General features: G+C 64.3%; 28 protein-coding genes and 2 pseudogenes. 10 read left to right on the top strand and 20 right to left on the bottom strand.

The window, feature by feature from the left end; all coding sequences use genetic code 11:
- The 7 genes from AB4Y44_RS39990 to AB4Y44_RS39960 form a co-directional block, all read right to left on the bottom strand.
- A partial coding sequence (locus tag AB4Y44_RS39990) for an FAD-dependent oxidoreductase (protein WP_368702599.1) occupies positions 1 to 258 on the bottom strand: 258 nt, incomplete at its 3' end.
- Positions 248 to 622 carry a (2Fe-2S)-binding protein gene (locus AB4Y44_RS39985; protein ID WP_342921977.1) on the bottom strand — a complete coding sequence of 125 codons (375 nt, stop codon included), beginning with the start codon at positions 620 to 622 and terminating at the stop codon, positions 248 to 250. The genes AB4Y44_RS39985 and AB4Y44_RS39990, both read right to left, overlap by 11 nt.
- A gap of 7 nt (positions 623 to 629) precedes the next feature.
- Positions 630 to 1,772 carry an FAD-dependent oxidoreductase gene (locus AB4Y44_RS39980; protein WP_342921976.1) on the bottom strand — a complete coding sequence of 381 codons (1,143 nt, stop codon included), beginning with the start codon at positions 1,770 to 1,772 and terminating at the stop codon, positions 630 to 632.
- On the bottom strand, positions 1,769 to 2,566 hold the full coding sequence (locus AB4Y44_RS39975) for an ABC transporter permease (RefSeq protein ID WP_342921975.1): 798 nt from the start codon (positions 2,564 to 2,566) through the stop codon (positions 1,769 to 1,771). The genes AB4Y44_RS39980 and AB4Y44_RS39975 overlap by 4 nt, the downstream gene beginning before the upstream one ends.
- Positions 2,567 to 2,577: 11 nt before the next feature.
- A complete protein-coding gene (locus AB4Y44_RS39970) occupies positions 2,578 to 3,450 on the bottom strand; it encodes an ABC transporter permease (protein ID WP_342921974.1) in 873 nt (290 codons plus the stop codon).
- Positions 3,437 to 4,507: an ABC transporter ATP-binding protein gene (locus AB4Y44_RS39965; RefSeq protein ID WP_342921973.1), complete on the bottom strand. Its 1,071-nt coding sequence runs from the start codon at positions 4,505 to 4,507 to the stop codon at positions 3,437 to 3,439. Before AB4Y44_RS39965 ends, AB4Y44_RS39970 begins: the two co-directional genes overlap by 14 nt.
- Positions 4,508 to 4,556: 49 nt before the next feature.
- Positions 4,557 to 5,624, bottom strand: coding sequence for an ABC transporter substrate-binding protein (locus AB4Y44_RS39960; protein ID WP_342921972.1), 1,068 nt, complete (start codon positions 5,622 to 5,624; stop codon positions 4,557 to 4,559).
- A 191-nt stretch (positions 5,625 to 5,815) separates the two neighbouring features.
- Here AB4Y44_RS39960 and AB4Y44_RS39955 point away from each other — a divergent pair, with 191 nt between their 5' ends.
- Positions 5,816 to 6,763, top strand: coding sequence for a LysR substrate-binding domain-containing protein (locus AB4Y44_RS39955; protein WP_342921971.1), 948 nt, complete (start codon positions 5,816 to 5,818; stop codon positions 6,761 to 6,763).
- A gap of 9 nt (positions 6,764 to 6,772) precedes the next feature.
- Here AB4Y44_RS39955 and AB4Y44_RS39950 read toward each other — a convergent pair whose 3' ends face one another.
- Positions 6,773 to 7,702 carry a LysR family transcriptional regulator gene (locus AB4Y44_RS39950; protein ID WP_342921970.1) on the bottom strand — a complete coding sequence of 310 codons (930 nt, stop codon included), beginning with the start codon at positions 7,700 to 7,702 and terminating at the stop codon, positions 6,773 to 6,775.
- 128 nt (positions 7,703 to 7,830) lie between these two features.
- Here AB4Y44_RS39950 and AB4Y44_RS39945 point away from each other — a divergent pair, with 128 nt between their 5' ends.
- The 3 genes from AB4Y44_RS39945 (at position 7,831) to AB4Y44_RS39935 (ending at position 11,547) form a co-directional block, all read left to right on the top strand.
- A complete protein-coding gene (locus AB4Y44_RS39945) occupies positions 7,831 to 8,781 on the top strand; it encodes a hydroxymethylglutaryl-CoA lyase (protein ID WP_342921969.1) in 951 nt (316 codons plus the stop codon).
- A 16-nt stretch (positions 8,782 to 8,797) separates the two neighbouring features.
- A complete protein-coding gene (locus AB4Y44_RS39940; protein WP_342921968.1) occupies positions 8,798 to 9,949 on the top strand; it encodes a CaiB/BaiF CoA-transferase family protein in 1,152 nt (383 codons plus the stop codon).
- Between the two features lie 158 nt (positions 9,950 to 10,107).
- The gene (locus tag AB4Y44_RS39935; RefSeq protein WP_342921967.1) at positions 10,108 to 11,547 is read left to right on the top strand and encodes an MFS transporter; all 1,440 of its coding nucleotides are present in this window, start codon (positions 10,108 to 10,110) and stop codon (positions 11,545 to 11,547) included.
- Between the two features lie 49 nt (positions 11,548 to 11,596).
- On the opposite strand, the gene AB4Y44_RS39930 is transcribed toward AB4Y44_RS39935, so the two are convergent.
- The gene (locus AB4Y44_RS39930; RefSeq protein WP_342922145.1) at positions 11,597 to 11,935 is read right to left on the bottom strand and encodes a DUF2322 family protein; all 339 of its coding nucleotides are present in this window, start codon (positions 11,933 to 11,935) and stop codon (positions 11,597 to 11,599) included.
- A 2,029-nt stretch (positions 11,936 to 13,964) separates the two neighbouring features.
- Between AB4Y44_RS39930 and AB4Y44_RS39925 the strand changes: the two genes are divergently transcribed.
- The 4 genes from AB4Y44_RS39925 to AB4Y44_RS39910 all read left to right on the top strand — a co-directional run bounded on the left by AB4Y44_RS39925 (position 13,965) and on the right by AB4Y44_RS39910 (position 16,042).
- Positions 13,965 to 14,399 carry a hypothetical protein gene (locus AB4Y44_RS39925; RefSeq protein ID WP_342924139.1) on the top strand — a complete coding sequence of 145 codons (435 nt, stop codon included), beginning with the start codon at positions 13,965 to 13,967 and terminating at the stop codon, positions 14,397 to 14,399.
- Between the two features lie 9 nt (positions 14,400 to 14,408).
- Positions 14,409 to 15,101 carry a P-loop NTPase gene (locus AB4Y44_RS39920; protein ID WP_342924140.1) on the top strand — a complete coding sequence of 231 codons (693 nt, stop codon included), beginning with the start codon at positions 14,409 to 14,411 and terminating at the stop codon, positions 15,099 to 15,101.
- Positions 15,094 to 15,759, top strand: coding sequence for a hypothetical protein (locus tag AB4Y44_RS39915; RefSeq protein ID WP_342924141.1), 666 nt, complete (start codon positions 15,094 to 15,096; stop codon positions 15,757 to 15,759). Before AB4Y44_RS39920 ends, AB4Y44_RS39915 begins: the two co-directional genes overlap by 8 nt.
- Before the next feature lie 151 nt (positions 15,760 to 15,910).
- A complete protein-coding gene (locus AB4Y44_RS39910) occupies positions 15,911 to 16,042 on the top strand; it encodes a hypothetical protein (RefSeq protein WP_368702598.1) in 132 nt (43 codons plus the stop codon).
- Positions 16,043 to 16,343: 301 nt separating this feature from the next.
- Here the strand turns inward: AB4Y44_RS39910 and AB4Y44_RS39905 are convergent, their stop codons facing one another.
- The 3 genes from AB4Y44_RS39905 to AB4Y44_RS39895 form a co-directional block, all read right to left on the bottom strand.
- Entirely contained in the window at positions 16,344 to 16,466 is a 123-nt protein-coding gene (locus AB4Y44_RS39905) for a hypothetical protein (RefSeq protein ID WP_342924143.1), read from the bottom strand.
- Positions 16,467 to 16,515: 49 nt separating this feature from the next.
- Entirely contained in the window at positions 16,516 to 16,791 is a 276-nt protein-coding gene (locus tag AB4Y44_RS39900) for a hypothetical protein (RefSeq protein WP_342924144.1), read from the bottom strand.
- A 117-nt stretch (positions 16,792 to 16,908) separates the two neighbouring features.
- Positions 16,909 to 17,742: a DUF932 domain-containing protein gene (locus AB4Y44_RS39895; protein WP_342924219.1), complete on the bottom strand. Its 834-nt coding sequence runs from the start codon at positions 17,740 to 17,742 to the stop codon at positions 16,909 to 16,911.
- Between the two features lie 773 nt (positions 17,743 to 18,515).
- On the opposite strand from AB4Y44_RS39895, the gene AB4Y44_RS39890 reads away from it, so the two are divergent.
- Positions 18,516 to 18,908 (top strand): MgtC/SapB family protein, encoded by a 393-nt coding sequence (locus tag AB4Y44_RS39890; protein ID WP_368702597.1) that lies wholly within the window; start codon positions 18,516 to 18,518, stop codon positions 18,906 to 18,908.
- A gap of 28 nt (positions 18,909 to 18,936) precedes the next feature.
- Here the strand turns inward: AB4Y44_RS39890 and AB4Y44_RS39885 are convergent.
- From AB4Y44_RS39885 to AB4Y44_RS39850, 8 genes and pseudogenes are all read right to left on the bottom strand, one after another.
- Positions 18,937 to 19,381, bottom strand: a pseudogene (locus AB4Y44_RS39885) ((2Fe-2S)-binding protein).
- Between the two features lie 87 nt (positions 19,382 to 19,468).
- Positions 19,469 to 19,675 (bottom strand): annotated as a pseudogene (locus tag AB4Y44_RS39880) (SET domain-containing protein-lysine N-methyltransferase); the annotation flags it as partial.
- Between the two features lie 56 nt (positions 19,676 to 19,731).
- A complete protein-coding gene (locus AB4Y44_RS39875; protein WP_368702596.1) occupies positions 19,732 to 20,505 on the bottom strand; it encodes an enoyl-CoA hydratase in 774 nt (257 codons plus the stop codon).
- A gap of 30 nt (positions 20,506 to 20,535) precedes the next feature.
- A complete protein-coding gene (locus AB4Y44_RS39870; protein ID WP_342924146.1) occupies positions 20,536 to 21,762 on the bottom strand; it encodes a CoA transferase in 1,227 nt (408 codons plus the stop codon).
- Positions 21,763 to 21,791: 29 nt separating this feature from the next.
- On the bottom strand, positions 21,792 to 22,646 hold the full coding sequence (locus tag AB4Y44_RS39865) for an enoyl-CoA hydratase-related protein (protein ID WP_342924147.1): 855 nt from the start codon (positions 22,644 to 22,646) through the stop codon (positions 21,792 to 21,794).
- Between the two features lie 66 nt (positions 22,647 to 22,712).
- Positions 22,713 to 23,933 (bottom strand): acyl-CoA dehydrogenase family protein, encoded by a 1,221-nt coding sequence (locus tag AB4Y44_RS39860; RefSeq protein WP_368702595.1) that lies wholly within the window; start codon positions 23,931 to 23,933, stop codon positions 22,713 to 22,715.
- A 101-nt stretch (positions 23,934 to 24,034) separates the two neighbouring features.
- A complete protein-coding gene (locus tag AB4Y44_RS39855; RefSeq protein ID WP_342924149.1) occupies positions 24,035 to 24,994 on the bottom strand; it encodes a 3-hydroxyacyl-CoA dehydrogenase NAD-binding domain-containing protein in 960 nt (319 codons plus the stop codon).
- A 21-nt stretch (positions 24,995 to 25,015) separates the two neighbouring features.
- Entirely contained in the window at positions 25,016 to 25,933 is a 918-nt protein-coding gene (locus AB4Y44_RS39850) for a 3-hydroxyacyl-CoA dehydrogenase (RefSeq protein WP_368702594.1), read from the bottom strand.
- Between the two features lie 408 nt (positions 25,934 to 26,341).
- Here AB4Y44_RS39850 and AB4Y44_RS39845 point away from each other — a divergent pair.
- Positions 26,342 to 26,752: FAD-dependent oxidoreductase (locus AB4Y44_RS39845; protein WP_368702593.1), on the top strand; the 411-nt coding region annotated here is incomplete at its 3' end.

The raw sequence follows: 26,752 nt of genomic DNA, 5'->3' as shown, positions 1-26,752 counted from the left end.
CGCGAACGCCTGGACGATGGCGTCGCCTGCCGCGTAGTCGGGTCCGAGTATCGCCTTGCGGCGTGCGTCGGCGCGGCCTATCGCGCGATAGATCTGGCCGCCCACGGCGTCCTGCTCGTCGATCAGGACCACTGAGAGTCCGGCACGCGCCGAACGGGTGGCCGCGCTCATCCCGGCGGGACCCGCGCCGACCACGACGACATCGACGGCTTGCGCATTGAAATCGGCTTTGGCATCGCCTTGATAATCACCGGGCATGAGCGTTCTCCTCGAGCGTGTCGGCATTCGCGCCGGGTTCGGGAGGCAGGTCGCGCGCGCCTTCCTGTGAGCGGATCTGCATGCCCGCGCGCACGGGCACCATGCAGCTCTGGCGGCTCGGCACGCCGTCTATCTCCACGAGGCATTCGAAACACGCGCCCATCATGCAGAACGGCGCGCGTGGCGCGCCCGAAACGGGCGTCGCGCGAAAGCGCGATACGCCCGCGGCGAGCAGCGCGGCGGCGACGGAGCGGTCGGCAGGCACGGACAGCGGCTGGCCGTTGAACGAGATATCGACGCGCGTTTCGGCGTCGGAGAGCGTCTTGAACAGCGGCGCGGGCGCCTGGGTAGATTGGGCTGTCATGGCGGGATTAGTGAGCGAGGATCGGTTCGGCAGCCGCGTCGGTCGCGAAGCGGCGTGCGGAGAAAGCGGGCAGTTCGGCGGGCATCGGGCCACCCGTGATCCAGGGCGCGATGCGCAGCGCGTGGGCCGCGGCGAGCGTCACGCCGCTATGGCAGGTGACGACGAAGGCGCCCGGATGCGCCTCGGACTGGTCGTAGATCGGAAAGCCATCGGGGCTGTACACGCGCAGCGCGGCCCACATGCGCACGAGCCGCACATGGGCGAGCATCGGAAACGCACGTACGCCGCGCGCCGCGATCTGGCGCAGGATCGGTGTGGTGGTGAAGTCGTCGAAGCCGGCTTCTTCCATCGAGTCGCCGAACTGCACCGTGCCTTCGTCGGTCTGCCGCACGTTGATGGTCGGGTAGCGCAGAAACGGCGCGACGCGCTCGCTCACGAGCACCTGGCCGCGATTGGGCGCGACGGGCGCATTCAGGCCCACGTGCGGGGCGAGCACGCGATTGCCGAGGCCGGCCGCGAGCACGACACGCGCGGCGTGATACACGCCGCGCCGGCCTTGCACGCTGAACCCGCCCGGCCCGGCGACGATACGCTCGGCACGCTCGCCCGAGACGAGCCGGACGCCGCGCCGCTGCATCGCGACATGGAGCGCGCGCAGCAGCTTGAGCGGATTGACGTGGCCATCCATCGGCGTATAGCTCGCGCCGGCGACTGCGGGGCCGATGCCGGGCAGCCGCTCGCGCAATTCGCGATGATTTAGTACTTCGAACGGGTAATCGCCGATCTCGGCCTGCAAGGTGGAGAGCCGTTTATGGCGCTCGGTGAGTTCTTCGTCCGAGAAGCAGATGTGAAAGCCGCCAGGCTGGCGCAGCGCGACGTCCACGCGCGCCTCGTCGGCGAGGCTTTGCGCGAGCAGCGGCCAGCGCTGCGCCGAACTGCGCGACCAGCGCGCGTAGGGCGAAAGCCCGTAGCCCTTGCCCTGAATCCAGACGAGGCCGAAGTTGCCGCGCGAGGCGCGAAAGCCGCCGTCGTCCTCGTCGAGCACGGTCACGCGCGCGCCTTCGCGGGCGAGCCCGTAGGCCACGGCGGAGCCGACGAGGCCGCCGCCGATCACGAGCACGTCGGGGCTCGCGGGGGAGTTCTGTGTCATCGGGCTTCTCCGATCAGGATGCGGTCTAGCCCAACCATGCGGTCGAGCAGCAGCATCAGCAGGATCGTGCCGACGATCAGCACCGCCGACACCGAGGTGACGAGCGGATCGATCGTCTGCGCGATCTGGTTGTACATCGCGACGGGCAGCGTGGTGGTGCCGGGCGTCGCGACGAAGATGGTCATGGTGAGCTCGTCGAAGCTCTGGATGAACGACAGCACCCAGCCGCCCGCCACGCCCGTGCGGATCATGGGCAGCACCACGCGGCGGAATGCCGTGAAGCGGCTCGCGCCACAGGAAAGCGCCGCGCGCTCGGCGTCGCGATCGAGGCCGACTGCCGAAGAAAGCGCGAGACGCAGTGCATACGGCAGCACGATCACCACGTGCGCGGCGACGAGCGCCCAGAACGACCCGTTCAGGTTGAGCAGCGAGAGAAAGCGCAGGAACGCGATGCCGAGCACGACGGCAGGAATCATCATCGGCGAGAGGAAGAAGCTCACCAGCGCGCCGCGGCCTGCAAAGCGGTAGCGTGCGATGGCGAGCGCGGCGGGCACCGCGAGCGCCACGCCGATGGTGGCGGCGGCGAACGCAAGGCGCACGGAGAGCCAGAACGCCGAGACGATGTCGCCGTTTTGCCAGATCGCGCGGAACCAGCGCAGCGAAGCGCCGTCGAACGGCATCGAGATATAGCCCTTGTCCGTGAAGGCCACGAGCAGCACCACGACGATCGGCGCGAGCATGAAGGTCAGAAAGAGCGCGTTGAACGCGAGCCCGAGGAATCCGTTGCGTTTCATGGCGGGCCCCCTCAGTCGAAGATATGCTTGAAACGGCGTTCGGCGAGACGGCTGCAGCCCATCACGATCGCCACGTTGGCGATCAGCAGCAGCACGGCAATGCTCGCGCCCAGCGGCCAGTTCAGGGTGCCGAGGAACTCGTCGTAGGCGGCCGTGGCGACGACCTTCAGGCGTCGTCCGCCGATCAGCGCGGGCGTGGCGAACGCGGAGGCCGAAAGCGCGAACACGATGATCGAGCCCGAGAGCACGCCCGGCATGATCTGCGGCAGGATCACGCGGCGGAACACGCGCAGCGGTGAGGCGCCGAGCGAGCGCCCGGCCCATTCCACCTGCGGGTCGAGCTTTTGCAGCGTCGCCCAGACCGACATCACCATGAACGGCACGAGTACGTGCGTGAGCGCGATGATGGTGCCCGTCAAGGTGAAGACGAGACGAATGGGTTCGTCGGTGATATGCAGTGCCTGCAGCGCGTTGTTGAGCACCCCGTTATTGCCCAGCAGGATTTGCCAGCCGAGCGTGCGCACCACCACCGAGATCAGCAGCGGGCCGAGCACGATCAGCAGGCAAACCGATTGCCAGGGCCTGCGCATGCGCGCGAGCACCAGCGTTTCGGGCACCCCCAGCACGATGGAAAGCAGCGTGACGGCGAACGCGAGTCCGGCCGTACGCAGGAAGATTTCGCCGTAGTAGGGATCGCTCAGGACCTCAAGGTAATTGGTGGCGGTCCAGCCGCGTTGCACACCCGCGAGGTCGCTGAACACATGAAACGAGAGCACGAAGGTGAGCAGGAGCGGCACCAGCAGCAGCGCGAGAAAAAGCAGCAGCGCGGGCGCGGAGAGCAGCCACGGCGCGGCGCCCGCGCGCGAGTCGTCAAGCGTCGCCATGGGTGCCCTCCCGCGTGAGCACGCGCAGATCGTCGTCGGTCCAGGCGAGGCCCACTTCGTGGCCTTCCTCGGGCGGCGGCGCGCCGTGGTTGGGCTGGGCGACATGCAGCTTGCCGAGCGGGGTTTCCACGGCGAGCAGCCACTGGTTGCCCACGAACACGCGTGTCGTCACGCGCCCCGTGAGGCGCGCATCGCCGTTGGCCAGATGCACTTTTTCAGGGCGGATGTACACGTTCACGGCACCTGCCACCTCGCGGCCTTCGTGCGGCACGTGGAGCATCGTCCCGCCTACCTCGACCTCGGCGCAACGCGGATTGCGGCGCAGCACTTCGCCCGCGAACGTATTGGTGCGGCCGAGGAAGGTGGAAGCGAAGGGCGTGGCCGGGCGCTCGTACGCGTCGAACGGCGTGCTCAGCTGCGCGATGGTGCCGCGATGCATCACGGCGATGCGGTCGCTCATCGTCATCGCCTCCACCTGGTCGTGCGTGACGAGCAGGGTCGTGATGCCAAGGCGTTTCTGGATGGCGCGCAGTTCGATATGCATCTCTTCGCGCAGCTTGGCGTCGAGATTCGACATCGGCTCGTCGAGCAGCAGGAGTTCGGGCTGCATGGCCAGTGCGCGGGCGATCGCCACGCGCTGGCGCTGGCCGCCCGAAAGCTCCTTTGGGTAGCGCGCGTCGAGCCCGCGCAGACGCACGAGTTCCAGCGCCTCGGCAATGCGCTCCGCGCGTTGCGCGCGCTTCATCTTGCGCATCTCCAGACCGAAGCCCACGTTACCGGCCACGGTCATGTGCGGAAAGAGCGCATAGCTTTGAAACACCACGCCGATGCCGCGCTTCTCCGGCCGCTCGTGGGTGATGTCGCGGCCGTCGAGCATAATGCGGCCCGTGCTCGGCGTGACGAAGCCCGCGATCATCTGCAGTGTCGTCGTCTTGCCGCAACCCGAGGGACCGAGCAGTGAGAGAAACTCGCCGCGCTCGACCGTGAGGTCGAGCTGCTCGATCGCCGTGAAGTCGCCGTAGCGCTTCGAGATGCCTTGCAGGGTGAGGAAGCTCATGAGCGTCGGTCCTCGTTGTGCGTTGGGTGCGGGGCGAGGAGCGCGCGCATCAGCGCTCGACCGAACGGTTCCAGCGCTCGGTCCACTCGGTGCGATGCTCGTTGATGGTGCTCCAGTCCATCGCCGTGAGCTTCGCGATCTGGTCAGGACCGTACGGCACGCGCGCGGCCACTTCCGGCGTGAGCCTGACGGTCTTGTTGACGGGGCCGAGGCCGATGTCCGCCGCCTGCTGCGCCTGCACTTCGGGGCTCAGCAGGAACTGGATGAACTGCTGCGAGAGCTGCGGCTGCGCGTTTTGGGCGACGGAGCACGCGGCCACCTGCAGCGCCACGCCGCCTTCCTTCGGGTAGATGAACTTGAGCGGGAAGCCGGTGTTCTGCAGCGCCACCGCGCGGCCGCTGCCGTAGGGCGCGATGATCACGTCGCCGGACTGCATGAGGCCGTCCATTTCGCCGGGCGTGGGCGCCCACGAAAGCACGTTGGGCGCGACCTGCTTCGTCATCGCCTTGAAGCCGGGATCGATGTCCTTCTCGCCGCCGCCGTTCAGGCGCGCGAGCATCACGAGCGTATGCAGGCCGTAGGTGTTGGTGACGGGCGGCACGCCGAGCTTGCCCTTCACGCGCGCGTCTTCGAGCGACTTCCACGAATCGGGCGCGGGCAGGCCGAGCTTTTTGAACGCCTGTTCGTTATAGCCGATGCCGGTCGCCACCATCCCCACGCCCACGGCGGTCGGGCCTATGTGCGCGAGCGGATAGAGGTCCTTCATGACCGGGGCGTCGTCGAGCTTGCCGCACAGGCCGAGTTGCATCGCCTGATACATCGGGCCGTCGTCCATCACGGCGACGTTGATCTGCTCGTGGCCCTTTTGCGCCTGGAGCTTGGCGAGCGTGTCGCTCGAATTGCCCGCTACGTACACGATCTTGACGTCATGCGCCTTTTCGAACGCCGGGATGATCTTCTGACGATAGAGCTGCTCGTTGGAGCCGCCGACGTTGGCGACATACAGCGTGGTTTCGGCCTGGGCGAGCGTGGCCGCGGCGAGCGTGCCGGCGACGGCGAGTGCGACGAATGCGGCTTTGGGAGGGAAGGTTGAACGACGGCGCATCGCGGCTTTCATGACGACGATCTCCATTCGAATGTGGGGAGCGGCGAACCGGACAGTGCGCCGATGCATCGCAGTCTGTGCCGGGCTGACCATATCGTCCAATACGAATAAAATGCCAACCTATACGGGAATGATATGGACCAGGGTTAGGCCCTGGCGCATGGACCAGGCTCAAATCAGGGTTAAGCCCAGGAGAAGCCACCTTGAATCTGAAGCACGTCGAGGCGTTTCGCGCAGTGATGGTGTCGGGCTCGATGACGGCCGCCGCGAAGGCGCTCTACACCTCCCAGCCCAACGTGAGCCGCCTGATCGGGCAACTGGAGCGCGAGACCGGGCTCACGCTGTTTCAGCGCGTGGGCATCCGCCTGATTCCCACGAGCGAGGGCAATGCGTTCTTTCGCGAAGTCGAGCGCGCGTATGTGGGCCTGCAGGGACTCAGTACCGCCGCCGCGCAAATCCGCAATCTCGGCAGCGGGCGTCTGCGCATTGCCGCCATGCCTTCCGCGGGGCTCACGCTCGTGCCGCACGCCATTGACAAGTTCCGCCGCCTCTTTCCGGGCGTGACGGTCTCGCTGCACGTGAATACGTCGGGCACGGTCAACCACTGGACCGGTTCGCAGTTCTGCGACCTTGGCGTGGCGGTGTACATCAGCGAAGCGTCGAACTGCGAGGTCGAACTGCTTTCGAAGGTCGCGGCCGTCTGCGTGATGCCGGCTTCGCATGCGCTCGCGAAGAAGGCCATGATCCGGCCCGCCGATCTGGAAGGGGAATCGTTCATCTCGCTGTGCCACGGCGACGGCACGCGCACGCAGATGGACGAAGTGTTCCAGCGCGCAGGCGTGGAGCGCGTGCTCGCCATCGAGGCGCAGTACACGGCGATCTGCTGCGAGATGGTCCGCTGCGGCATGGGCGTGACGCTCGCGCACCCCATCGTCGCGCGCGATTTCGCGGGGCCGGACATCGCGATCCGGCCGTTCTCGCCGGCGGTGCTGTTCCCCACGTACCTGCTGTTTCCGCCGAACCGGCCGCGCGAGCGTCTCGTGGCCGAATTCGTCGAGGTGCTGCGCGAACACCACGACGGTTTGATTGCGCAGATGAAAACCGCCGATCGCGAGCCCGCGCGCAAACGCGCGAAGAAAGCGGCAGCTTGAGGCGCGCGATCAGGCGTCGCTTTTCGCGCCGCGCTTCTTCTGCGCCGCGCGCTCCACGAGATGCTCGACCATGCGCTGCGCCGCCGGCTGAAGCGTGTCGAACGCACGAAAGCAGACGATGAAACGCCGCCGGGCCCAGGCGTCGGTGAGGGGGATGGTGTGCACGTCCAGGATGCGCCGGTAGGTGTTGCTCACCTCCTGGGGCACGACGCTGATGCCGAGGTTGGCGGCCACCACGCGAAACGCCGCATCGAGCGTCGACACCACCGCGCGATAGGCGACCGTGCGCCCGCTGCGCGCCGCCGACTGCCGCAGCATCGTATGCACGGCCGTGGAGGTCGGCAGGCCCACGTGCTCGTAATCGAGCGTCTCCTCGAAGGCGATGGTGCGGCGTTTGGCGAGCGGGTGTTCGGGATGCACGGCGAGCACGAGCCGGTCTTCGCGCCAGGGACGCGATTGCAGTCCCCCGACTTCCACGTTGTCCCAGCACACGCCTAGCGAGGCCGCGCCGTCGCGCACGCGCTCCACGAGTTCGTGCGAGGTGCGCTCTTCCACGTTCACGCGGATGTTCTTGTACTCGGGCAGGCGCATGAACGACGCGAGATCGTCGAGCAGGGCCTCGGCGATCGCAGACGCCGAGGCGCACACGCTCACGCTGCCCGAGAGGCCGCTGCCGAGCGCGGCGACGTCGCTGGCCGCGCGCTCGAGCGTGAAAATCACGCTGCGCGCATGCTCGAGCAGCGCCAGGCCCGCCGCGGTGGGCTGCACGCCACGGCGCGAGCGCGTGAGCAACGGCACGCCGAATTCGCTTTCGAGCTGGGCGATGCGCTTGCTGATGGCGGAAGGCTCGATGTGCTCCTCGCGCGCGGCGCGCCCCATGTTGCCGTGCTCGCACACGCTCACGAGAAGGCGCAGGGTCTTGAGGTCGATGTCGTGCACGGTGTCTCCCAACTGCGTTTCTGTGTGTTTCCAGACTGGAATCTTGAAGCTTCCAGAATACCGCTTTATGTATTTTGCGGAATGCCTAAAGTTAGCACATCGCTGGAGACAAAAACGGAGACACTTTCATGCCCCCATTACCTCAGTGGGCCCAGACGCGTGCCGTGATACGCGAAGTCGGCCTGCGCGACGGCCTGCAGAGCATCCAGACGGTGCTGCCCACCGAACACAAGATCGAATGGATCCGCGCCGCCCACGAAGCGGGCCAGCGCGAGATCGAGGTGGGCTCGTTCGTGCCTGCGCGCCTCCTGCCGCAACTCGCGGATACGGCGGAGCTCGTCGCTTATGCAAAGACGCTGCCGGACCTCTTCGTCTCGGTGCTCGTGCCGAATCTGAAAGGCGCCGAGCGCGCGCTGGAGGCGCAGGCGGACCTGCTGCTCGTGCCCCTTTCCGCGAGTGAGGCGCATAGCCTCGCGAATCTGCGCAAGACGCCCGATGAAGTCGTGGCCGAAGTGGCGCGTATCCGCGCCGCGCGGGACGCCAGCGGCGCGAAGACGCTGATCGAAGGCGGCATCGGCACGGCGTTCGGCTGCACGCTACAAGGGCGCGTCGAGCCCGCCGAGGTGCTGCGCTGCATGCAGGCGCTGCTCGACGCGGGCGCGGACCGCGTGAGCCTCGCCGACACCGTGGGCTACGCGAACCCCGCAGCCGTGCGGGAACTCTTCGAAGCCGCGCGCGAGATCGCGGGCGAGCGGCTGTGCTGCGCGCACTTTCACGACACGCGCGGCCTCGCGCTTGCCAACGTCTATGCGGCGCTGGAGGCGGGCGTCACGCGCTTCGACGCCACGCTCGGCGGCATCGGTGGCTGTCCACATGCGCCTGGCGCGAGCGGCAATGCATCGAGTGAAGACCTCGCGTTCATGCTCGCCGACATGGGCATCGACACCGGCATCGACATCGAACGGCTGCTGGCGCTGCGCGCGCGCGTGGCCCAGTGGCTGGCGGGCGAAACGCTGCACGGCACGCTCTGGCGCGCCGGTCTGCCGAAGACCTTTGGCGCAATTGCGCACCATGCCTGACTAGTTTGAGATCCTTATGAATACGCAAAACCGTTTGCCGCTCGAAGGCGTGCGCGTCGTCGAATTCACGCACATGGTCATGGGCCCCACCTGCGGGATGATCCTCGCGGACCTGGGCGCCGAAGTCATCAAGATCGAACCCCCCGGCGGCGACAAGACGCGCAACTTGCCCGGTCTCGGCATCGGCTTCTTCCGCTCGTTCAACCGCAACAAGAAGAGCGTGGTGCTCGACATCAACACCGAGTCGGGCCGTGCGGCAGCCGTCGAGCTGATCGGCGAGTGCGACGTGATGCTCGAAAACTTCCGACCCGGCTTGATGGAAAAGCTCGGCCTCGATTACGTCACACTCTCGCAGCGGTACCCGCGCCTCATTTACGTCTCGCACAAGGGCTTTTTGCCCGGCCCTTATGAAAAGCGTCTCGCGCTCGACGAAGTCGTGCAGATGATGGGCGGCCTCTCGTACATGACTGGACCTGCGGGGCGCCCGCTGCGCGCGGGGACGTCGGTGAACGACATCATGGGCGGCATGTTCGGCGCGATCGGCGTGCTGGCCGCGCTGCGCGAGCGCGACGCGACCGGGCGCGGCCAGGAGGTGCAGAGCGCGTTGTTCGAGAATTGTGTGTTCCTGAGCGCGCAGCACATGCAGCAGTACGCCATGACGCACGAAGCGCCGCCGCCCATGCCTTCGCGCGTGTCGGCCTGGAGTGTGTACGACGTGTTCACGCTTGCCGAGGGCGAACAGCTTTTCATCGGCGCGGTGAGCGACAAGCAGTTCGTGACGCTGTGCGACGTGATCGGCTGCCCGCAGCTCGCCGACGAGCCGCACTTCGCGAACAACGCCCTGCGCGTGGCCGTGCGGCCCGAACTGCTCGAACGCCTCGGCGCCGTGCTCGCCACGCAGCAAGTGGCCGAACTCATGCCGCGTCTTGAAGCGGCCGGCATTCCGTACGCGCCGATCGTGCGCCCCGACCAGTTACTCGATGATCCGCACCTGAAGGCGAGCGGTGGACTCGTGCCGATGCAGACCGACGACGGCGGCACGACCGAAGTCGTGCTGCTGCCGCTCATGATGGGCGGCCGCCGTCCCGGCGTGCGTCAGCCGCTAGCAAAGGTTGGCGAGCATACCGAAGCGGTGCTGGCTGGCCTGAAGTCACACGCAGCGCCCTGAGCCCACGGCAGACGAAAAAGCAGCAGGTTCGCAGTTCCCCGCCGGTCTGCCATACGGTTGCGCGTGCCACGAGCCATCAGAAGCTCGCACGCGCCGCGCGCTTGCGGACCGGCGTTCACAGGAATGACGCCCGGCGAGGCGTCGTCACGGAGACAAGCATGCAACGAACCCTCGGCGCGGACGCCCCGCTCGACGCCGTCACGGCCCCACCCGCAGGCAATCGCGCGGCGGCAGCGCTTTCCGCGCGGCTCGACCGCTTGCCCGCCACGCGCCAGCTCTGGATGCTGGTCATGTTGATCTCGCTGGGCGGCTTCTTCGAGGTCTACGATCTCATCTTCACGGGCTATATCGCGCCGGGCATGGCAAAAAGCGGCATGCTGCAAACCACCACGCATGCATTCTTCGGCTTCAACGGCATCGGGGCCTTCGTGGCCGCGACCTTCGCGGGTCTGTTCATCGGCACATTCTGCTTCGGCTGGCTGCCCGACCGCTTCGGACGACGAAGCGTTTTCACCTTCTCGCTGCTCTGGTATTCGGTGGGCTCGGTGGCGATGGCGTTTCAGCATACCTCGCAGGGGCTGATCCTGTGGCGTTTCATCACCGGCATCGGTGTGGGCATCGAGATCGTCACCATCGACAGCTATGTCACGGAAATGGTCCCGCAGCAGATGCGCGGGCGCGCCATGGCACTGAATCAGGCGATCATGTTCGCCGCGGCGCCCATTTCGGCGCTGCTTTCGTGGTGGCTCGTGCCGCAGGCGCCGCTCGGTCTCGACGGCTGGCGCTGGGTCGTGCTCGCCGGCTCGCTCGGTGCGGCGATCGTGTGGTTCGTGCGCCGCGCCGTGCCGGAAAGCCCGCGCTGGCTCGTCGCGCACGGTCAAACCGGGGCGGCCGAACGGGTGATCGCGCAGATGGAGCAACGCGCGGCGATTGAAAGCGGCAAGCCCTTGCCGGAGCCTTCGCCGACGCTCGTGTTGCCCGCGCACCGGCGCGCCTCGCTCGCGGGACTCTGGAAGCCGCCGTACCGTGCGCGCCTCATCATGCTGATCGCGTTCAACCTGTGCCAGGCCGTGGGCTACTACGGCTTCGCGAACTGGGTGCCCACGCTCCTGATCGGGCAGGGCGTGACCGTCACGAAGAGCCTGCTGTATGCGGTCGTGATCGCCATTGCGCTGCCGTGCGGGCCGCTGCTCGCGATGCTCGTGGCCGATCGCATCGAGCGCAAGTGGCTCATCGTCGGCTCGGCGTTCGCGGTGATCGTGTTCGGGCTGCTGTTCTCACAGGCGCGCGGACCGCTCGCGCTGATTTCGCTCGGTGTCCTGATCAGTCTGGCGGGGCAGACCATATCCGTGTGCTATCACGCTTACCAGGCCGAGCTTTTCCCCACGGCGGTGCGCTGCAGCGCCAACGGCATCGTCTATTCCGCGAGCCGCGTGGGCGCGATGATGTCGGGTTTCATCATCGCCGCGCTGTTGCGTGATTTCGGCGTGAGCGGTGTGTTCGCCGGCATCACCGTGTGCATGCTCGCGGTGATGATTTCGATCGGCGGCTTCGGGCCGCGCACGAATGGCGTGCGGCTCGAAGAGCTTTCGGCGTGAGGGGGAAGGGAGAGCGGCGTGCCGGCCGGCACGCCCGCTTGGGCAGCGCTCAGGCTGCGGCGATCACGTCGATGCGCAGCGTCGGGCCGCCTGCCGCGATTTCCAGCAGGCGATCGACGTTCGGGTGTGCGCCCGGACGGTTGCGCGCGTCGGCGGTGTGCTCGGCGAACACCGCGAGGCCATGCTCGGCGGCGTTGGAGTCGAGCGTGCCGAAGGCTTCGCGCAGATAGTGGTAGACCGCGAGCGAGCCCTGCTTGCCGGGCTTGTTTTCGATGCTCGCGGCGATGTTGCCCTGAGCGTCCACGAGATCGATGCGCTCGATGCCGTCGATGCCCGGCAGCAGTGCGAGATTGTCCTTGAAGGCGGCGCCCGGTTGAATTGCTTGAATCACTGAAAACACTCCGTTGGTTCGAAAAATGGCTTTTGCGGAGCCGTATCTTAGCTGATCGGGGCGGGCACCGCCGCGCATCAGGCGGCGTTGGCGCTCTGTAGCACGCTTTCGATTGCGGTGGCCACGCCCAAAGCGTGCGCGTCGCTTTCGGCGAGGCCCGCCACGCTCAAGCCCAGGTGCGTTGCTGCGCGGCGCGCACGGCAGCGACACCGCGCAGCCGTCGTGGAAACTCACCACCGAGGGATTGCGCAGCGCGAGCGCGTTCGTTGCCACGGAGTGCGCCGGATCGGCTTCGAGTGCCGCGATGACGGGTGGCACGATGGGCACGGTCGCCGTGAGGAAGGCAGTGAAGCTCACGAGCGCGGCGCGCGCCGTGACATCGCGGCGGCGCTCGCCGATCCACCCAGGCGGATGCACGCGAGCACGTGCGCGTAGTGGCGCTGAGCATGCGCTTGGAGCCGGCTGCGCTGCGTCGCGTAGGCCTCGATCGGCGAGAAGCCGATGCAATTGATGGCGGGCAGCGCCCCAGCAGTGGCAGGTGCAGCGTGGCAACCTGCATACCCGCTCGCGAGAGGCGCATGAGCGTGGCTTCTCAGGTGTGGGCGACATGCGCGTCCATACCTTCGGTCAGCTTTACGACAGACCACGCGACCTGGGCATGATGCCCGATGGCTCCGAATGCGCGCTTCGATATCCGCTGTTGGTCACGGCTGAAAATGCCGGTCGCACGCGCGTGCATTGGCGATTTCACCGACAATGTCATACATGCGCTGGGCCCGCAATGGCTCGTCATTCAAAATGTGCCTCGAATGAATGATCAACGTCGGATCCGGTCGCGCGCGAGTGTATCGTCGGCAACGGACATGAACTGTCCCCAGACATCAAGCTTTTTGGAGGTTGGGCGCCAATGTAAGCGAGCCGCTAGCTAACGCTCCCATATGAATTGCATCGCCGGTCATAAATTCTGAGTCTGCCGCGCGATTGGAGGGCGGTGCAAGTCCGCTGCACTGAAGGCGCAACGAGCCACATCGACCCTGAGCCGGTCGCACACCGGCGGAAGGCGTCCGGGATGCGTCGGGATGACAGGCATCCGATGCGATGGGCGCCGTTGACTAAACGGGAGCTCGGGCATCCCGGAGGCAACGCACCTCGCGGTCGCGCAACTCATTTCGACGATTACCTCGCCTTCATTGAAGTAGAAACACCCGGCTGCACTTTCTGAAATTCGCGATGGGATCCCGGTCTACGTTTGAGCACTTGCTGGGAAGCGCAAAGCTAGTGCCATCCCGCTCCGAGTACCTGCGAGATGTACAAGGCGCCCCAAACCGGCAACAGCCTATCCTGCGATACCGAATTTTCCGTGCGCTATTTGTCGTTCGGCGTAAACGTTTTGCGCGGAGCGTTCTGCAACCGCGTGTACGCCTGTTCAGGCCCTGCACTATTCTGCACAAGCGACTGACTAAGCCGCTGTCCAGAGGTCGCCCTCGGCCGTCATTGAAATGCGTATGCCTATGCGTAGAGGCCGCGTAACCCGTACGCGAAGATTTCGGCTCAGTGGTCAACGCCCTGCCTGAAGCGTGCGTACTGTTGTGCGTATGTCGTGCGAGTGAACGTTCACAGGATTTCCTCGATAGTGTGCGTAGCAGGCCGGCTGGCGAGTAACACGCGATAGAATTGACCGACATCATCGGTGTTCGATCTGCTGCGTTTTCGCGTCTCCTGATCTTCCCGTGTCGATGCACTTATGTTGTGTATGCGCGATCGATGTCTGCGCGTGATCCGTGGCGATGGGGCGCGGAGAGAGCCTGCCTGGCCGGAGCAAACCGGGATGCGTCGCGCGAGGGTGTTGCAAGTGTATGACAGTGCGAAAAAGTGCATTGTTCTCAGCGGTTCCCATTGCTTCCCATGCGTTCCGAAATGGGCTCGCGTGCAAAAAGATGGGGTTGACGGGTGCGCTTACAGTGCGCAGGATGGTGTGAGGATCATTCGTAACGGCGTGTGTGAAGGTGTGCGCAGGAGGACGTTAATGCCTGTCGCGAAGGTTTATACGAAGTCGCAATGGGAAGCGTTTGCCAGCGCACTTGATGCGCTTCCTGAAAGGCCCGAGACCGAACGCCTGGTCTCGATGCGCGATGCCATGAAGGAGATGCGTGCGCGTGTGCGCGCGGCGCAGGCGAAGGGCTACACCCTGGAGCAGATTGCGGAGCAGGCAAAGCCGCACGGCATCGACATCACTGCAAACACCATCCGTTACGCGTTGCGCGTGGCCGCGAAAGGAAGCGCATCTGCCAACGGCGCGCGCGCGCCTGGACAGACAGGCGGACCGACGGCGCGCGCACCGGATCCTGAGCCTCGCACGAATCAGGTCCGCAAGCAAGGGGGAAAGGCCGTAACGAGACAACCCATGCCGGTGCAGGGCGCGCTCGGATTTGCAATCCGGCCCGACACCGACGATCTGTAGGGAGTGGCAATGGACACGACAGTCAATCCCATCTATCTCGTCGGAGGTGGTAAGGGCGGTGTCGGCAAGAGCGTGGTTGCGCTTGCGCTCGTGGATCATCTGGAACGCCGGGGGGTCAATACCGTGCTGGTGGAAAACGATACGTCGAACCCGGACGTGATGCGAGCGGTTCACGAGGAAATCGATTGTGCTTCACTCGATCTGGACAAAGCTGGTGGGTGGATCGACTTCGTGAACTACTGTGACGGGCACCGGGACGCCGTCGTGGTGGTCAGCACGGCGGCACGCAACCAGGATGGCGTCGCGCGGTACGGCGCGACACTCAGCAGTACGCTCGGTGAACTCGGACGGAGGCTCGTCGTGTTCTGGGTCATCAACCGGCAGCGCGACAGTCTCGAATTGTTGCGACAGTTCAGTGAGACGTTCCCGGATGCAACGGTGCATGTCGTGCGCAACGGCTACTACGGCGCGCCCGAGCGCTTCGTGCTCTACCAGGATTCGAAGCTGCGCAAAAGCGTTGAGGCAAAAGGCCGGTCACTTGATTTTCCGGAACTTGCCGACCGGGTCGCCGATGATCTGCGCAGCCAGCGTCTGTCGGTACGCAAGGCGGTCGAGACGCTGCCAATCGGCCAGCGCGCGGAACTGCTGCGCTGGCGAGCATGCTACGACGCGATGTTCAGGCAGGTGACGGGCGATGCGTGAGCGGCGCTCGCAGCGTACCGGCTCGCCAGATCCGCTCGCACGGCTTTTTCTCGAAGTAAGCGGCGAGCCACCCGACGACAGGAGCCTGCTGCGCATGCGCCGTGTGTCGACGGCGCTGAATCTGCGTGACAACGATGCTCTCTGGTCGGTGCTGGCGGTACTCGAATACTACACGCGACTTTATGAAGCGATGCCTGAGCGCATCCGGGCGGCAGGCGCGGGCGGCGTCGATACGGTGCGGGCAGAGGCGCACGCGGCGACACAGGCGCTGATGATGCAGCATCGCGACGCGCTCACGCGTTGCAAGGAAACGATCAGGCTGGCGGAGAAAATGACCACCGAGCACGAGATGCGCTACCGGGCGGCGCTTGCAGCGCTAAACGACGAAGCACTGGCGGCGCTCACACAACGGGCGGCGAGCCGCATCGCGCGTGTTGCCGGAAACCGGCTCGTGGGGGCGATGCTGGTGACAGCGCGTGAACAGCGGCAACGGCTCGATGCGGCGCTCACATCGTTCGAGCAGTCCACCATGCGGCGGTTGGTGCGAGCGTGCTACGGGCTGTTGGCGTGCGGACTGCTTGTGATACTGCTGGCGGCGGGCGCCGGCGGCGTGGTCGGTTGGTGGGCTGGTGCCCATTGGGGGGCGGCAGGGCGATAGTCGTCGTTCGGGCGCACGAGCCATACCTCGCTGGTATCGTCCTCGACCGCGGCGCGGTAAATCGCGAAGCACGTCTGCGGCCCACGCGGCCCAGGCGGGCTAGACTGCTGTGTCGTGGTGCTCCAGCCCGTCGGCATGCCAGGTTTTAACGGTGTCCACGCCGCGTGTGCTCGCGGCAACTCCGGCGCTCGTCGTGCGGCGCACTATCGAGCCAGCGGGCGATGACGAGATCGCCTTGCGGCCCGAGGATCACGAATGCGCCCGCCTCGGCCATGCGCTGTGAGTCCATGCCGCTGCGGCGCTTTCGAGCGCGATGAGGGCCGCATTGACGTGCCCGATTTTCTCGTTGAACCGGTCGCTTTCTTCCCATGCGTTACTGTCGTCCTCCGGGAGCGCCACCAGCTTATCCGCCAGTGAGTCCTGCTCGCAGTGAGGGCGTCCCTCTGCTCCCACACGTCGTCGGTATACGGGGGCTGTATCGGGCTCAACCTGCAGTAGCGGTTCAGCTCCGGAAAATCGCGCCCCACATGTGTTTCTGATCCAGCTCCACCCCTCGGCGCGCACTTCCTCTGCGGCACATCCAGCTACTGCGCGACGAGACGCGGCAACAGTTCGGCGTCGGCAATGGAACCGGTGTTTTCATCGTCGCTTGGCAGGTCGCGTTGCACGTACCCACCCACCGCTTCATAGGCTGCGAGGCCGATCAAGCGTACGAGGCGGCTGCGGCTCGGCTCGAACCAGCTGTGTTCCTGCGTTTCATATCCGGGAGCGCGAGGGCGGCAAGCTGGTTGAGCAGGACGGCATCCTCGCGCAGCAGCGCGAGCCATTTTGCGATGACACGGTGGCGAGCTTCATGTGCCGTTTGACTGTGAGCGGGGAGCTGGAAAAGAGTGCGGCGATGTAATCGACGCTGCAGCTCCCTTCGGCTGCCATCTGCCATGCGCGCAGCATATCGAGCGGGTCGAGCCATTCGCGGTCGATGTTCTCGGCCAGTGAAATCGCGAGGGTTTTACCTTCGCCGACGATCCCCACCGGATTTTTGAAAAGGAGGTTTCCGGGTCGGCGCTGCCAGGTTCGTCAGAACCTAACCCGGAAAGGAATCCTGGACGAATGCAAGGGGGGGCGGCGCAGGACGCCGCCCTTAGGTGGCTACGCCTTCATCTGGCGCATGGCGTCGGCGAGCATCCACAGCGAGCGGTTGAGTTTCACGTTCTGGTCGATGCCGGTGATGGGCCGGGTGGACATGGAGCGGCCACTGCGCGAGCGCCCGTGCAGACCGCCTCTGGTCAAGTTTTCCTGAACGCGGTTAAAGATCGTCCAGAGGTCGTCATGACGATCCTCGAAGCGGCGCGGAGCGAGCAACTGGCTTTCCGTCACCGGGGCGGGTGCTTCGGCGTCGGTCGGGTCATAGCGCAGCGCGAGCGCGGAGCGTGCAAACGCGTGCTGTTCTTCGCGGTTCAGTTCAACGGCGCGCATGCCGTCCTTCTGCTCGCGGATCAGCTCGAAGCCGTCGAGCACGTCGAAAGCGCCGTCGATGACATTGCGCACAATGTTGCCCTTGTGAGGGATGCGGATATCGCGCACGTTGTCGCCCGCTACCATGCCGTTCTGGCAGACAAAGCGCAGCACGCCTGCGAGCATCTGATAGCTGCTTGTGCCATCGTGTGAATTGAGCAGCACGATTTCGTTAGCTTCGTCGCCGATGATCTGGTCGGCGTGGCGAAGGCGGAGCATGTGCTTCGTGTGCATGCGCTTGCCCTCGTCGCGCACGCGGGTCTGGCACACCATGAAGGGGTGGAAGCCTTCTTTGCGCAGGCCGCGCAGCACGTCAATGGTCGGAATGCAGGTGTAGCGTTCGGAGCGGCTTTCGTGCTTGCTGTCTGCGAAGATCGAAGGGGCGACGCGGCGGATCTGGTCGTCCTGGAGGGGCGAATCGGAACGGAGAATCGGGGAGCCGTAACGGAAGGAGGAAGCGAGTTGCATGACACTCTCCACAGCGAAAGAGTTGAGGGGGTTGTGCTGACCGGGCTCCAAGATTCCGCCCGTCCCGTAGGGGGTGGGCTCGTCCCGGTGGAACCCGGTGCTGGCTGTGCTGCCGCCAGTCTCCTGAGTTCGCGCCCGTGCGACTGAAGGAGCCGGTGGCAGGCAGACGTCAAGGAAAAAGGCGAGGGAGGGGTGCGGGCAACACGGTCCCTTGCCCCTTGATGTCTGCCTGCCACCGGCTACGGTCGCGTGTCGGGCGGGAACCCAGGCGACTGGCGGATGCGAAGCGTCGGGTTTGACCGGGATGAGCTGCCGCGCGGCGAGCGCGATCGTGGAGGCCGTGAGCGGCCTCCACCTGACCGGGGTGTTAAGGGGTTCAGGTTTGTGCGTAAGGGGTTGACGCCCGCAGGGGGCGAGACGCGTCACGCGGCTCGACGCGAAGCGAAAGCCCGGTGCGCAGCGTCAGCGCGCGGGACGCCCTGTCACATCGTCTTTCATCGGCCAGGACGTTATGCGTGGCGTGCCACACCGTCAGGCGTGTTGCGGATGGAACTGTCACCGCTTACGCGCAAGCCGCAGCTCATTTCATGTGATGGCGTTGCACCCGCGCGTTACGCTGTTATGGTGCTCGATCGTGGCGCCGTAGCGGCCAGTGAAAAGGCGAGCCGCTGGGCGACGACCGGTTCGTTCGTGAACGGGACCGCTGTTACAAAAATGTCCCAAGTTCCCGTGCGCGTCCTGTTGGCTAAGGAGATAACGATCGGGAACAGGAAATGACTGGAAACTTCGAAATTGTGTCACGGCTGCTGATCGCGGCGCTGCCCGGCAGTGTGACCGGCTTCGAGCGTGAGAGACTGGGCTGGGCGGCTGCAGTACGTACGCACATGCTCGTCTGTGTCGGATGCCGCGCTCATGATGCGGGTGTCGGAAATTGGCTTTGCCGATGCGCTGGGCAAGAAGAACGTCGTACCTGTTCCACCGTGTCGGGGAGCAGCTTTCCCGGTGCGGGATCCATCCGGCCGCCGCGCCTAGTGTCATGCCGAACTTGTGGAACGTACGGCGCGAGACGCCCGAGCCGGTCTTGCCCGCCTCGATCACTCCGCCCGACATGTCAGCCTCAGCCGGGCCGTCCCAAGGAGGCTGACCAACCCCTTGGGGAGCAGTGAACGAAGTGAACGTGGGGGCGGTTTCATTTCACGCCTCCTTCGCGGCCTGCTTGATCGCCGCGCGAATCCGGTTGTACGTGCCGCAGCGGCAGATATTGCCGGCCATTGCCGCGTCGATGTCGGGTTCGGGTTCGACGCGATCAGCGCGGCGGTCGCCATCACCTGGCCCGACTGGCAGTAGCCGCACTGGACGACATCGAGCGTTCACACGCTTGCTGTACCTTGCGGCCGGCCCCTGTGGTGTCTGCTGCTTCGATCGTGGTGATTTTCCTGTTACTTACCGAAGCGACCGGAAGCCCGCATGAACGCACCGCGACTCCGTCGAGATGCACGGTGCATGCGTCGCACTGCGCAATCCCGCAGCCGAACTTGGTGCCGGTCAATCCGACAATGTCGCGAATAACCCAGAGCAGCGGCATGTCATCAGGCGCGTCGACGGGATGGGTTGTGTCGTTGATGATCAGGCTAACCACAGAACACTCCATGAAATAAGCCGTTGAAATAGCGCTCTCGTGTACGGTGTATTAGTGGCCGCGACCTTGTTAAAGGAGATTCAAAGCGCCACGGCTACCGATCCCACGCCCGTCAGACAGGCCGAACACGAACGTATGGCCAGCCTTGGCTCGCTGACGGGCGGCGGCGCGCCGCCAGCCGGTCAATTCGCCCTTGTACTCGATGACCCGCTCGCCCGCGGCGATCGGCTGTAGCGCGAACAATCCCATGCCGTGCACGAGAGAACGTCGTGCGGTGATGCGTCGCGATCGCATGGAGTCATTTACTTCAGCTGTATTGATGAGGTTGATTTGGAACCCAAAGCATGCAATCAGCCTTTTCGGTTCTTCGTAAAATCGGGCCGACGTTTCTCTAGAAAGGCCGAGAATGCTTCCTTGGCCTCTGCTGAACTCACCTGTGCAAAAAACGTCTGGTTTTCACTGTTCACAGCCTCCTGGAGCTGCTGAAGCGCGGCCTGCTTGATGAGTCGTTTGGTAGCGAGCAACGCGCTGGCCGGTTTTGCCGCGAGCTTATGTGCTGTTGCAGTAGCGGTCTCGAGTAGATCGCCGTCGGGCAGCACGCGGGTCGCGAGGCCCAGCTCCACTGCTCGCGAGGCAGTGAAAGGCTCCCCGAGCAGAAACAGGTCCGTTGCCCCTAGATGTCCTACGCGCGCTGGTATCAAAAAGCTCGATCCGAATTCCGGCACCAGCGCAAGGTTGATGAACGGCAACTGGAACTTCGCATTTTCGCCCGCGTAGACGAAATCGCAGTGGGTCAGCATCGTGGTTCCGCCGCCGATCGCCGCGCCTTGCACGGCCGCCACGATAGGCTTTTCGAACCGGATGAGCGCCGAGATAAGGCGGCCCTGCGGAAAGTCACCCGGCCGGGGCGGATGCTCGAGAAAATCCCCGACGTCGTTGCCTGCGCAGAATGACTCGCCCACGCCGTGCCAGAGCACGACGCGGACCTCTTCGTCTTCGGCGGCCTCGTTGAAGATGTCCGCGAGATTCGTGTACATGGCTCCGGTCATGGCATTCTTCTTCTCGGGGCGATTGAAGGCGACCCGCAGGATGCTGCCGGTACGCTCGGTGACGATGTCGCTCATGCTTGCTCCTTTCTCTCTGTGCATCGTGTGTCAGGCGGCGTGTTCCTTCACGCTCGCCACCGCGCCGCTCGCGCGCAGGCCCTCGACGTCGTTTGCATCGAAGCCGAGCTCGCGGAGGATGTCTTCGGTATGCTCGCCAAGATCGGGCGCGCGTCGCGCTGGCACTTTGTCGACGCCATGAACCCGGATCGGATTGCTGATCGTCAAGGTCAATTTGCCGCCGGCTTCCTCGAGCGGAACGATGACATCGTTGGCCCGCAGCTGCGGGTCGTCGATCACCTCTTGTGGTCCGCGCACGGCGCCGTACGTGACGTGGAGACTGCTGAATGCCTCGTGCCAGTGCGCCATCGGCTGCGCGCTGAAAACCTCGTCCAGGATGGCCGTAAGTTGCGGCATGTTCGCCGTCACCTTCGCCGGATCCGCAAACCGTGCATCAGTCAGCAGATCGGGACGTCCGATGGCTTTCGCAACGGCCGCCAACTTGTCGTGCATCACCACCAGGACGAACCAGGTGCCGTCTGAGGCGCGGTACACGTTGAGCGCCGCATTCGCGGGATGCGTGCGATCGTGCGGTGCTGGAAACGTCGCGCCGGCCAGGGCGGCCTGGATTGCAACGCTGGCCGACCAGACGCCTGAGGCCAGGAGCGAAGTCGTGACGTAAGAGCCTTTGCCCGTGCGCTCCCGGCGGTAAAGCGCCGTGACGATCGCCGAATAGATTCCAACTGCCGTCGCGTTGTCGCCGCTTCCGGCCACCGGCCAGGTTGGTGGCGCGCCGGCGTCACGCGTCATCGACAACAGGCCGCTACGCGCCCAGAACGCGGTCAGATCGAAGCCGGGCAGATCGGCATCCGGGCCGCTTTCGCCAAAGCCGGTAACATCCGCATAGATCAGTCGCGGGTTCCAGCGCGCCAGATCGTCGTATTCGAGCTTCAACTTCTTGCGCGCCGGATGTGGCGTATTGACGGTGAACACGTCAGCCCATGTGACGAGCCGCTGGAGAATTTGCTGGGCGCTGGGCGACCTCAGGTCGAGCGCGATGCCGCGTTTATTACGATTGGCGAGATGCCACTGATACGGCTCATCTGCCATCGGTTGCGACGCAATCTTGTGCCCGTGTCGCCATGGGTCACCGCTCGGGGGTTCGACCTTGATGACATCCGCACCGAAGTCCGACAGCATGACGGCGGCGCCGGGCGCCGCGATAAAGCTCGAAAAGTCGACCACCTTCAGCCCGGAAAAAATATTGTCGCTTGCCATGGGATCTCTCCTGGATCGTGTTGCCTGCTTCACCGTCCCGCAAACTGCGGGGCGCGCTTTTCGAGGAAGGCCGAGGTGCCTTCCTTTTTGTCTTCAGTCCCGGCGCACAGCCCGAAGTAGGAGGCTTCGAGAGCGAGGCCTTCGCTCTGGTCCGCGTCCAGGCCCTTGTTCACCGCTTCGAGCGATAGCCTCACCGCGACAGGCGCGTTCGAGGCGATCGTCTTCAGAATGGCTTCAGCGCGACCGATGAGGTCGGCTGCCGGAACCACCTCGTTGACCAGCCCGATGCGCCAGGCTTCCTGGGCACTAATGAGCTCCGCCGATAGAATGAGCTGCAACGCGCGGCCCTTTCCGACAAGGCGCGGCAGCCGCTGCGTGCCGCCGCCGCCGGGGAGCAGTCCCAGCTTGACCTCCGGCTGGCCGAGCATCGCGTGCTCCGCGGCGATGCGGAGCGTGCACGCCATTGCCGTCTCGCAGCCGCCGCCGAGTGCAAAGCCATTGATTGCCGCGACCACTGGTTTGCCGAGGTTCTCGATCAGGTCGAGCACGGCTTGCCCAAAACGGCTCGACTGCTCCGCTTCGATCGCGCTCGCGTGCGCAAGCTCACTGATGTCCGCGCCGGCGATGAACGCCTTATTGCCCGCGCCGGTGAGAATGACGCCGCGCACGACGGTGTCCTCGCGTGCATCCTCGAAAGCCGTTCGCAGATCCTTCCATGTCTGCGTGCTCAGGGCATTGAGAACCTTGGGGCGGTTGACGGTCACGTACGCGATCCCATTGCGCTTTTCGTACAGAACGTTCGCGAGCGTGACGACTTTCGCCGGCGGATCATCAGGCACTACTACTACGGGTGAAGATGGGGCTGTCACGGTTGTCGATGACATGTTTAGCTATCCTTCTAATTCGGGTCAATCGATGACGGCGACAAACTCGCCGTCACGCCTGCGGTCTTAGATAAACGCGCTGAACCCAGTGATCGCTTTCCCGACTATCAGGTTCTGCATCTGGAACGTACCCTCGTAGGAATAGAGCGCCTCGGCGTCGGCAAAGAAACGCGTGACGTCGTAGTCGGCGAGAATGCCGTTGCCCCCGAGCAGCTCTCGCGCCCACGAAACGGTCTCACGCGCCTTGGACGTTGTGAACGCTTTCGACAGCGCGGCTTGCTGGTCCGTCAGCCTGCCCTCGTCGGCGAGCTGTGCCGTGCGAACCACCATGCCCTGGCACGCCGTGATGTTGGCGAGCATCTTCGCAAGAAGATCCTGAATAAGCTGGAACGAGCCGATAGGCTTTCCGAACTGCAATCGGTGCTGGGCGTACTGGAGCGCGTGCTCGTACGCACCCATCGCGCATCCCGTCGATTCCCATCCAACGTAGTACCGCGTCCCACGCAGCACGCGCGCGGTGTCGCGAAAGGACTGGTCGCCCGATGCGAGCCGGTTCGCTTCCGGCACCCGGCATTCCTTCATCGTGATCTGTCCGTTCCGGACTACCTTGAGCGCGATCTTGTTCTCCATCTTCTCGACGCTGAAGCCGGGTGTGGTCTTGTTCTCGATGATGAAGCCCTTGACCTGGTTGTCATCGACGTCGCGTGCCCAGATGATCGAGATATCGCACCAGGGTGCGTTGCCGATCCACCGCTTCTGTCCGTTCAGAACCCAGGTGTCGCCCTCGCGCTTCGCCGTCGTGGTCAGTCCGCCTGCGGCTCCCGAGCCGATCAGCGGTTCGGTCAGGCCGAAGCAGCCGATCTTGTCCATGCGTGCCATCGGCGGCAGCCATTTTTGTTTCTGCTCCTCCGATCCAGCGACCGCGATCGAACCCATCGCCAGGAAGTTATGGACGCCAAAGAAGGTCGCAATCGAGGCATCGACGCGCGCCATTTCTATCCCGATCAGGCCGACCAGCAATTGACTCCCGCCGGCGCAGCTGTACCCCTGGATGCCGAGGCCGCCGAGATTCAGCTCCTTGACGGCAGGCAGCAGCTCGAACGGAAAGGCGTCCTCGACCCAGTACTTGTTGATGATGGGAGCGACTTTGGACTCCATGAACGTGCGCACCTTCTGCAGAATCGCTCGCTCGTCTGCGTTGAGAGTGTCTGCGTAGTGATAGAAGTCACTGTTCGGTGGCGGAAGCTCCCTGGAAGCAGCCTTGCTGTCCGTTGCAGCGATAGACATTTTGCGACTCCTGTTGCTATGAGTAGAAAGTCGAAAGAAAGACGTGTCAGCCGGATGAGCAATCCGGAAGGTTGTGCTTAGGCTCGCGCGACCGGAGCGAGTTATTTCGTCTGTTTCGAACCGCCAACCTTGCGGCGTAGCTCAAGCAGACCAAGCAGAACCTCATCACGCTGCGCCTCCAGCTCTTCGATCGAGCGCGATCCGGCCTCAACGTGTACGCTGTCGACGAGCTTCTTTTGAACCTCTGGGCTCAGAACCGGCTCGCCGAGCGTTTTCCACCACGCCGTCATCGGGCCGCTGAACTGCTGGAAGAAGTGCTCGATTCCGCCAGGGCCCCCGCCAAGATGGTTGAGCATCATGTTGCCCATCACGCCCCAGCGCAGGCCCGGCCCCCAGGACAGGGCGGTGTCGACGTCGGCAGCGCTTACTACGCCCTCGGCGACGAGGTAATACACCTCGCGCGCCAATGCGGCCTGCAGCCGGTTCGCGACGTGGCCCGGCATCTCCTTGTTGACCCGCACCGTACGCTGCCCGATCGCCGTATAAAATTCCGCTGCGCGCTGGATCGTCGTTTCCGATGTCTTCGAGCCGCCGACGATCTCGACCAGCGGGATCAGGTGGGGCGGGTTGAACGGATGCGCGATGACGCAGCGTTCCGGATGCGCCGCAGCCCCCTTCTGGATTTCGCTCATGGTGAGCCCCGACGAACTCGAAGCAATGATCACGTCTGCAGGCACCAGCTCGTCGAGTTGCCCATAGAGTTTCTGCTTGAAATCGATCCGCTCGGGTCCGTTTTCCTGGACGAGGTCCGCGCCCGCGAGTGCTTGCTCGAGCACGGGCGTGAATGTGAGGTTCGTAACTGATGCACCGGGCGAAAGACCCAATCTCGTGAGCGCCGGCCACGCGGACTCCACGAAGTTTTTCAATGACGCTTCCGCATTCGGTGCGATGTCCGTCGCCACGACATGCAATCCTTTGGCGAGAAACAGCGCGGCCCAGCTCGCGCCGATCACGCCCGTGCCGATGATGGCGACGCGGCGAATGGGCTTGGTGTCAGTCATGTCGTTTCTCCAATGTACGGGTCAGACTTCGGCGTAGGCAACGCCGGTGAGGTTGCCCTGGGCGTAGAGAAAGTTGCGCAGGTTGCTGCCATCGAGTTGCGCTGAATAGACCGATCCCCCAAGGTCCGTGACGAACATTCGGCTACCAGCAACGTCAAGCGTGATGCCGATCCCTTCCAGCAGATGCGTGATGACGATCTCGGGCGTCGCCGCTTCGTCGACCGGGGCGCGATTGACTGTGTTTCCGCGCGGGGGATCACCGCGGTCCGTCCAATAGAGGACGCGGTTCGCCTCGTCGAACTCGAGATCGATCGGCTCCGGCAGATGGTCGAAGAGCACTTCGATATCGGAGCGGGTGGCCGGACTTTCGCCACTCGGGATCTCCAGATTCGCGCGGAGGATGCGGCCCTGGTCGCCGTTGTCAGGGCCCTTTTGTGTCCAATAGAGCTTCTGGTGCACGCGATCGACAGCGACTCCGACGCACCATCGGTTCTGGTCGTGGCGGTCGTTGTCGCCGCGCCCGGTCTCGACCAGTGTTTCGATATCAGAGCCGTCGCAGTTGACGCGCATCACGCGCATGCCTTCGCGGTCGCACCAATAAAGTTTTCCACCGTCCTGGTCGAGCTGGAGCTGCTTTGGTGTATGCGTGAGGCCTTGGGGGACGATGACAACGCGGTTGTTGCCGTCGAGGTCGGCGCGCTCGATCGATCCGTCATTGGCGCTCAGAGCGTGACCCATGTTGGTCCAGTAAATGTGGCCGGCGTGCGCGTCCACTGCGATGCCATCGGGGAGGTGGCAGTCCGTGACGATCGTCTTGCGGTCGGATCCATCTGGATTCATCGAGTAAATCGAGTTGCTGCTCAATTCGAGGAGAAACAATCGTCCCGAGCAAACCGTGTCCTGAGAAACGCTGCTTGAATTGGTGTGAGTGGTAGTCATTTGCCATCCTTAACGTTTTGCCGGAGGTAATGTGAACGCAGAACATCGGGCAGAAAGCGAGCGCCACAGGTATCGGTGCTTTCGCTCGCCGAGGCGCGCGATGCGCCCGTGACGGAGCGACTGGCCGGGGGTTTGAACGACGCCGGTGTCGGGGGCGTTGTTCATGGACATCAATCTATCTGGTGATCGGCATCGATTCAATTGCACGATGGTGTAACGACACCATCGTGTCGGTGGGAAGACTTGTCGTTCAATCCTGCGCCCAAGGTGTAATTGCGGATGTCGTGCCGCATAGCCTATTTTGCGAAAGTACCGATGAGTCTCATTGGAGGAACCGCTATTGCGAACCAGTGCATTGTGGTCGGCACAGGTTAATCGAAATCGTCCTTCGTTTATTGAGTGATTGCCATGAAAAAGCCAACTCGTATCGCTATCGTAGGTGGCGGAATCGCCGGAATTCTGCTTGCAACCCGGCTCGGCGACCGGTTAGGCCGGTCGGCTGAAGCAAGCGTGACTCTGATCGACAGAAGCCCGACGCATATCTGGAAACCAATGCTGCACACGATTGCGGCAGGTACGCGCGATGTGAATCAACAGCGTGTAATCTATCTTTCCCATGCGCGTGAACACAGCTTTACGTATCAGCCGGGAGAAATGTGCGGACTGGACCGAGAACGACGTGAAGTTCAACTTGCCGCAATCGAGTCGCACGAGGGCGGCTTGATGCTCGAGCGGAGAACAGTTCCATACGATGTGCTGCTGCTGTCCGTAGGCAGCCGCGCGAACGACTTCGGCGTGCCTGGCGTCCTCGAGCATTGC

This window comes from Paraburkholderia sp. BR10937 (genome assembly GCF_040965695.1).
Lineage (GTDB): Bacteria > Pseudomonadota > Gammaproteobacteria > Burkholderiales > Burkholderiaceae > Paraburkholderia.
This window is presented reverse-complemented; position numbering and strand designations above follow the sequence as displayed.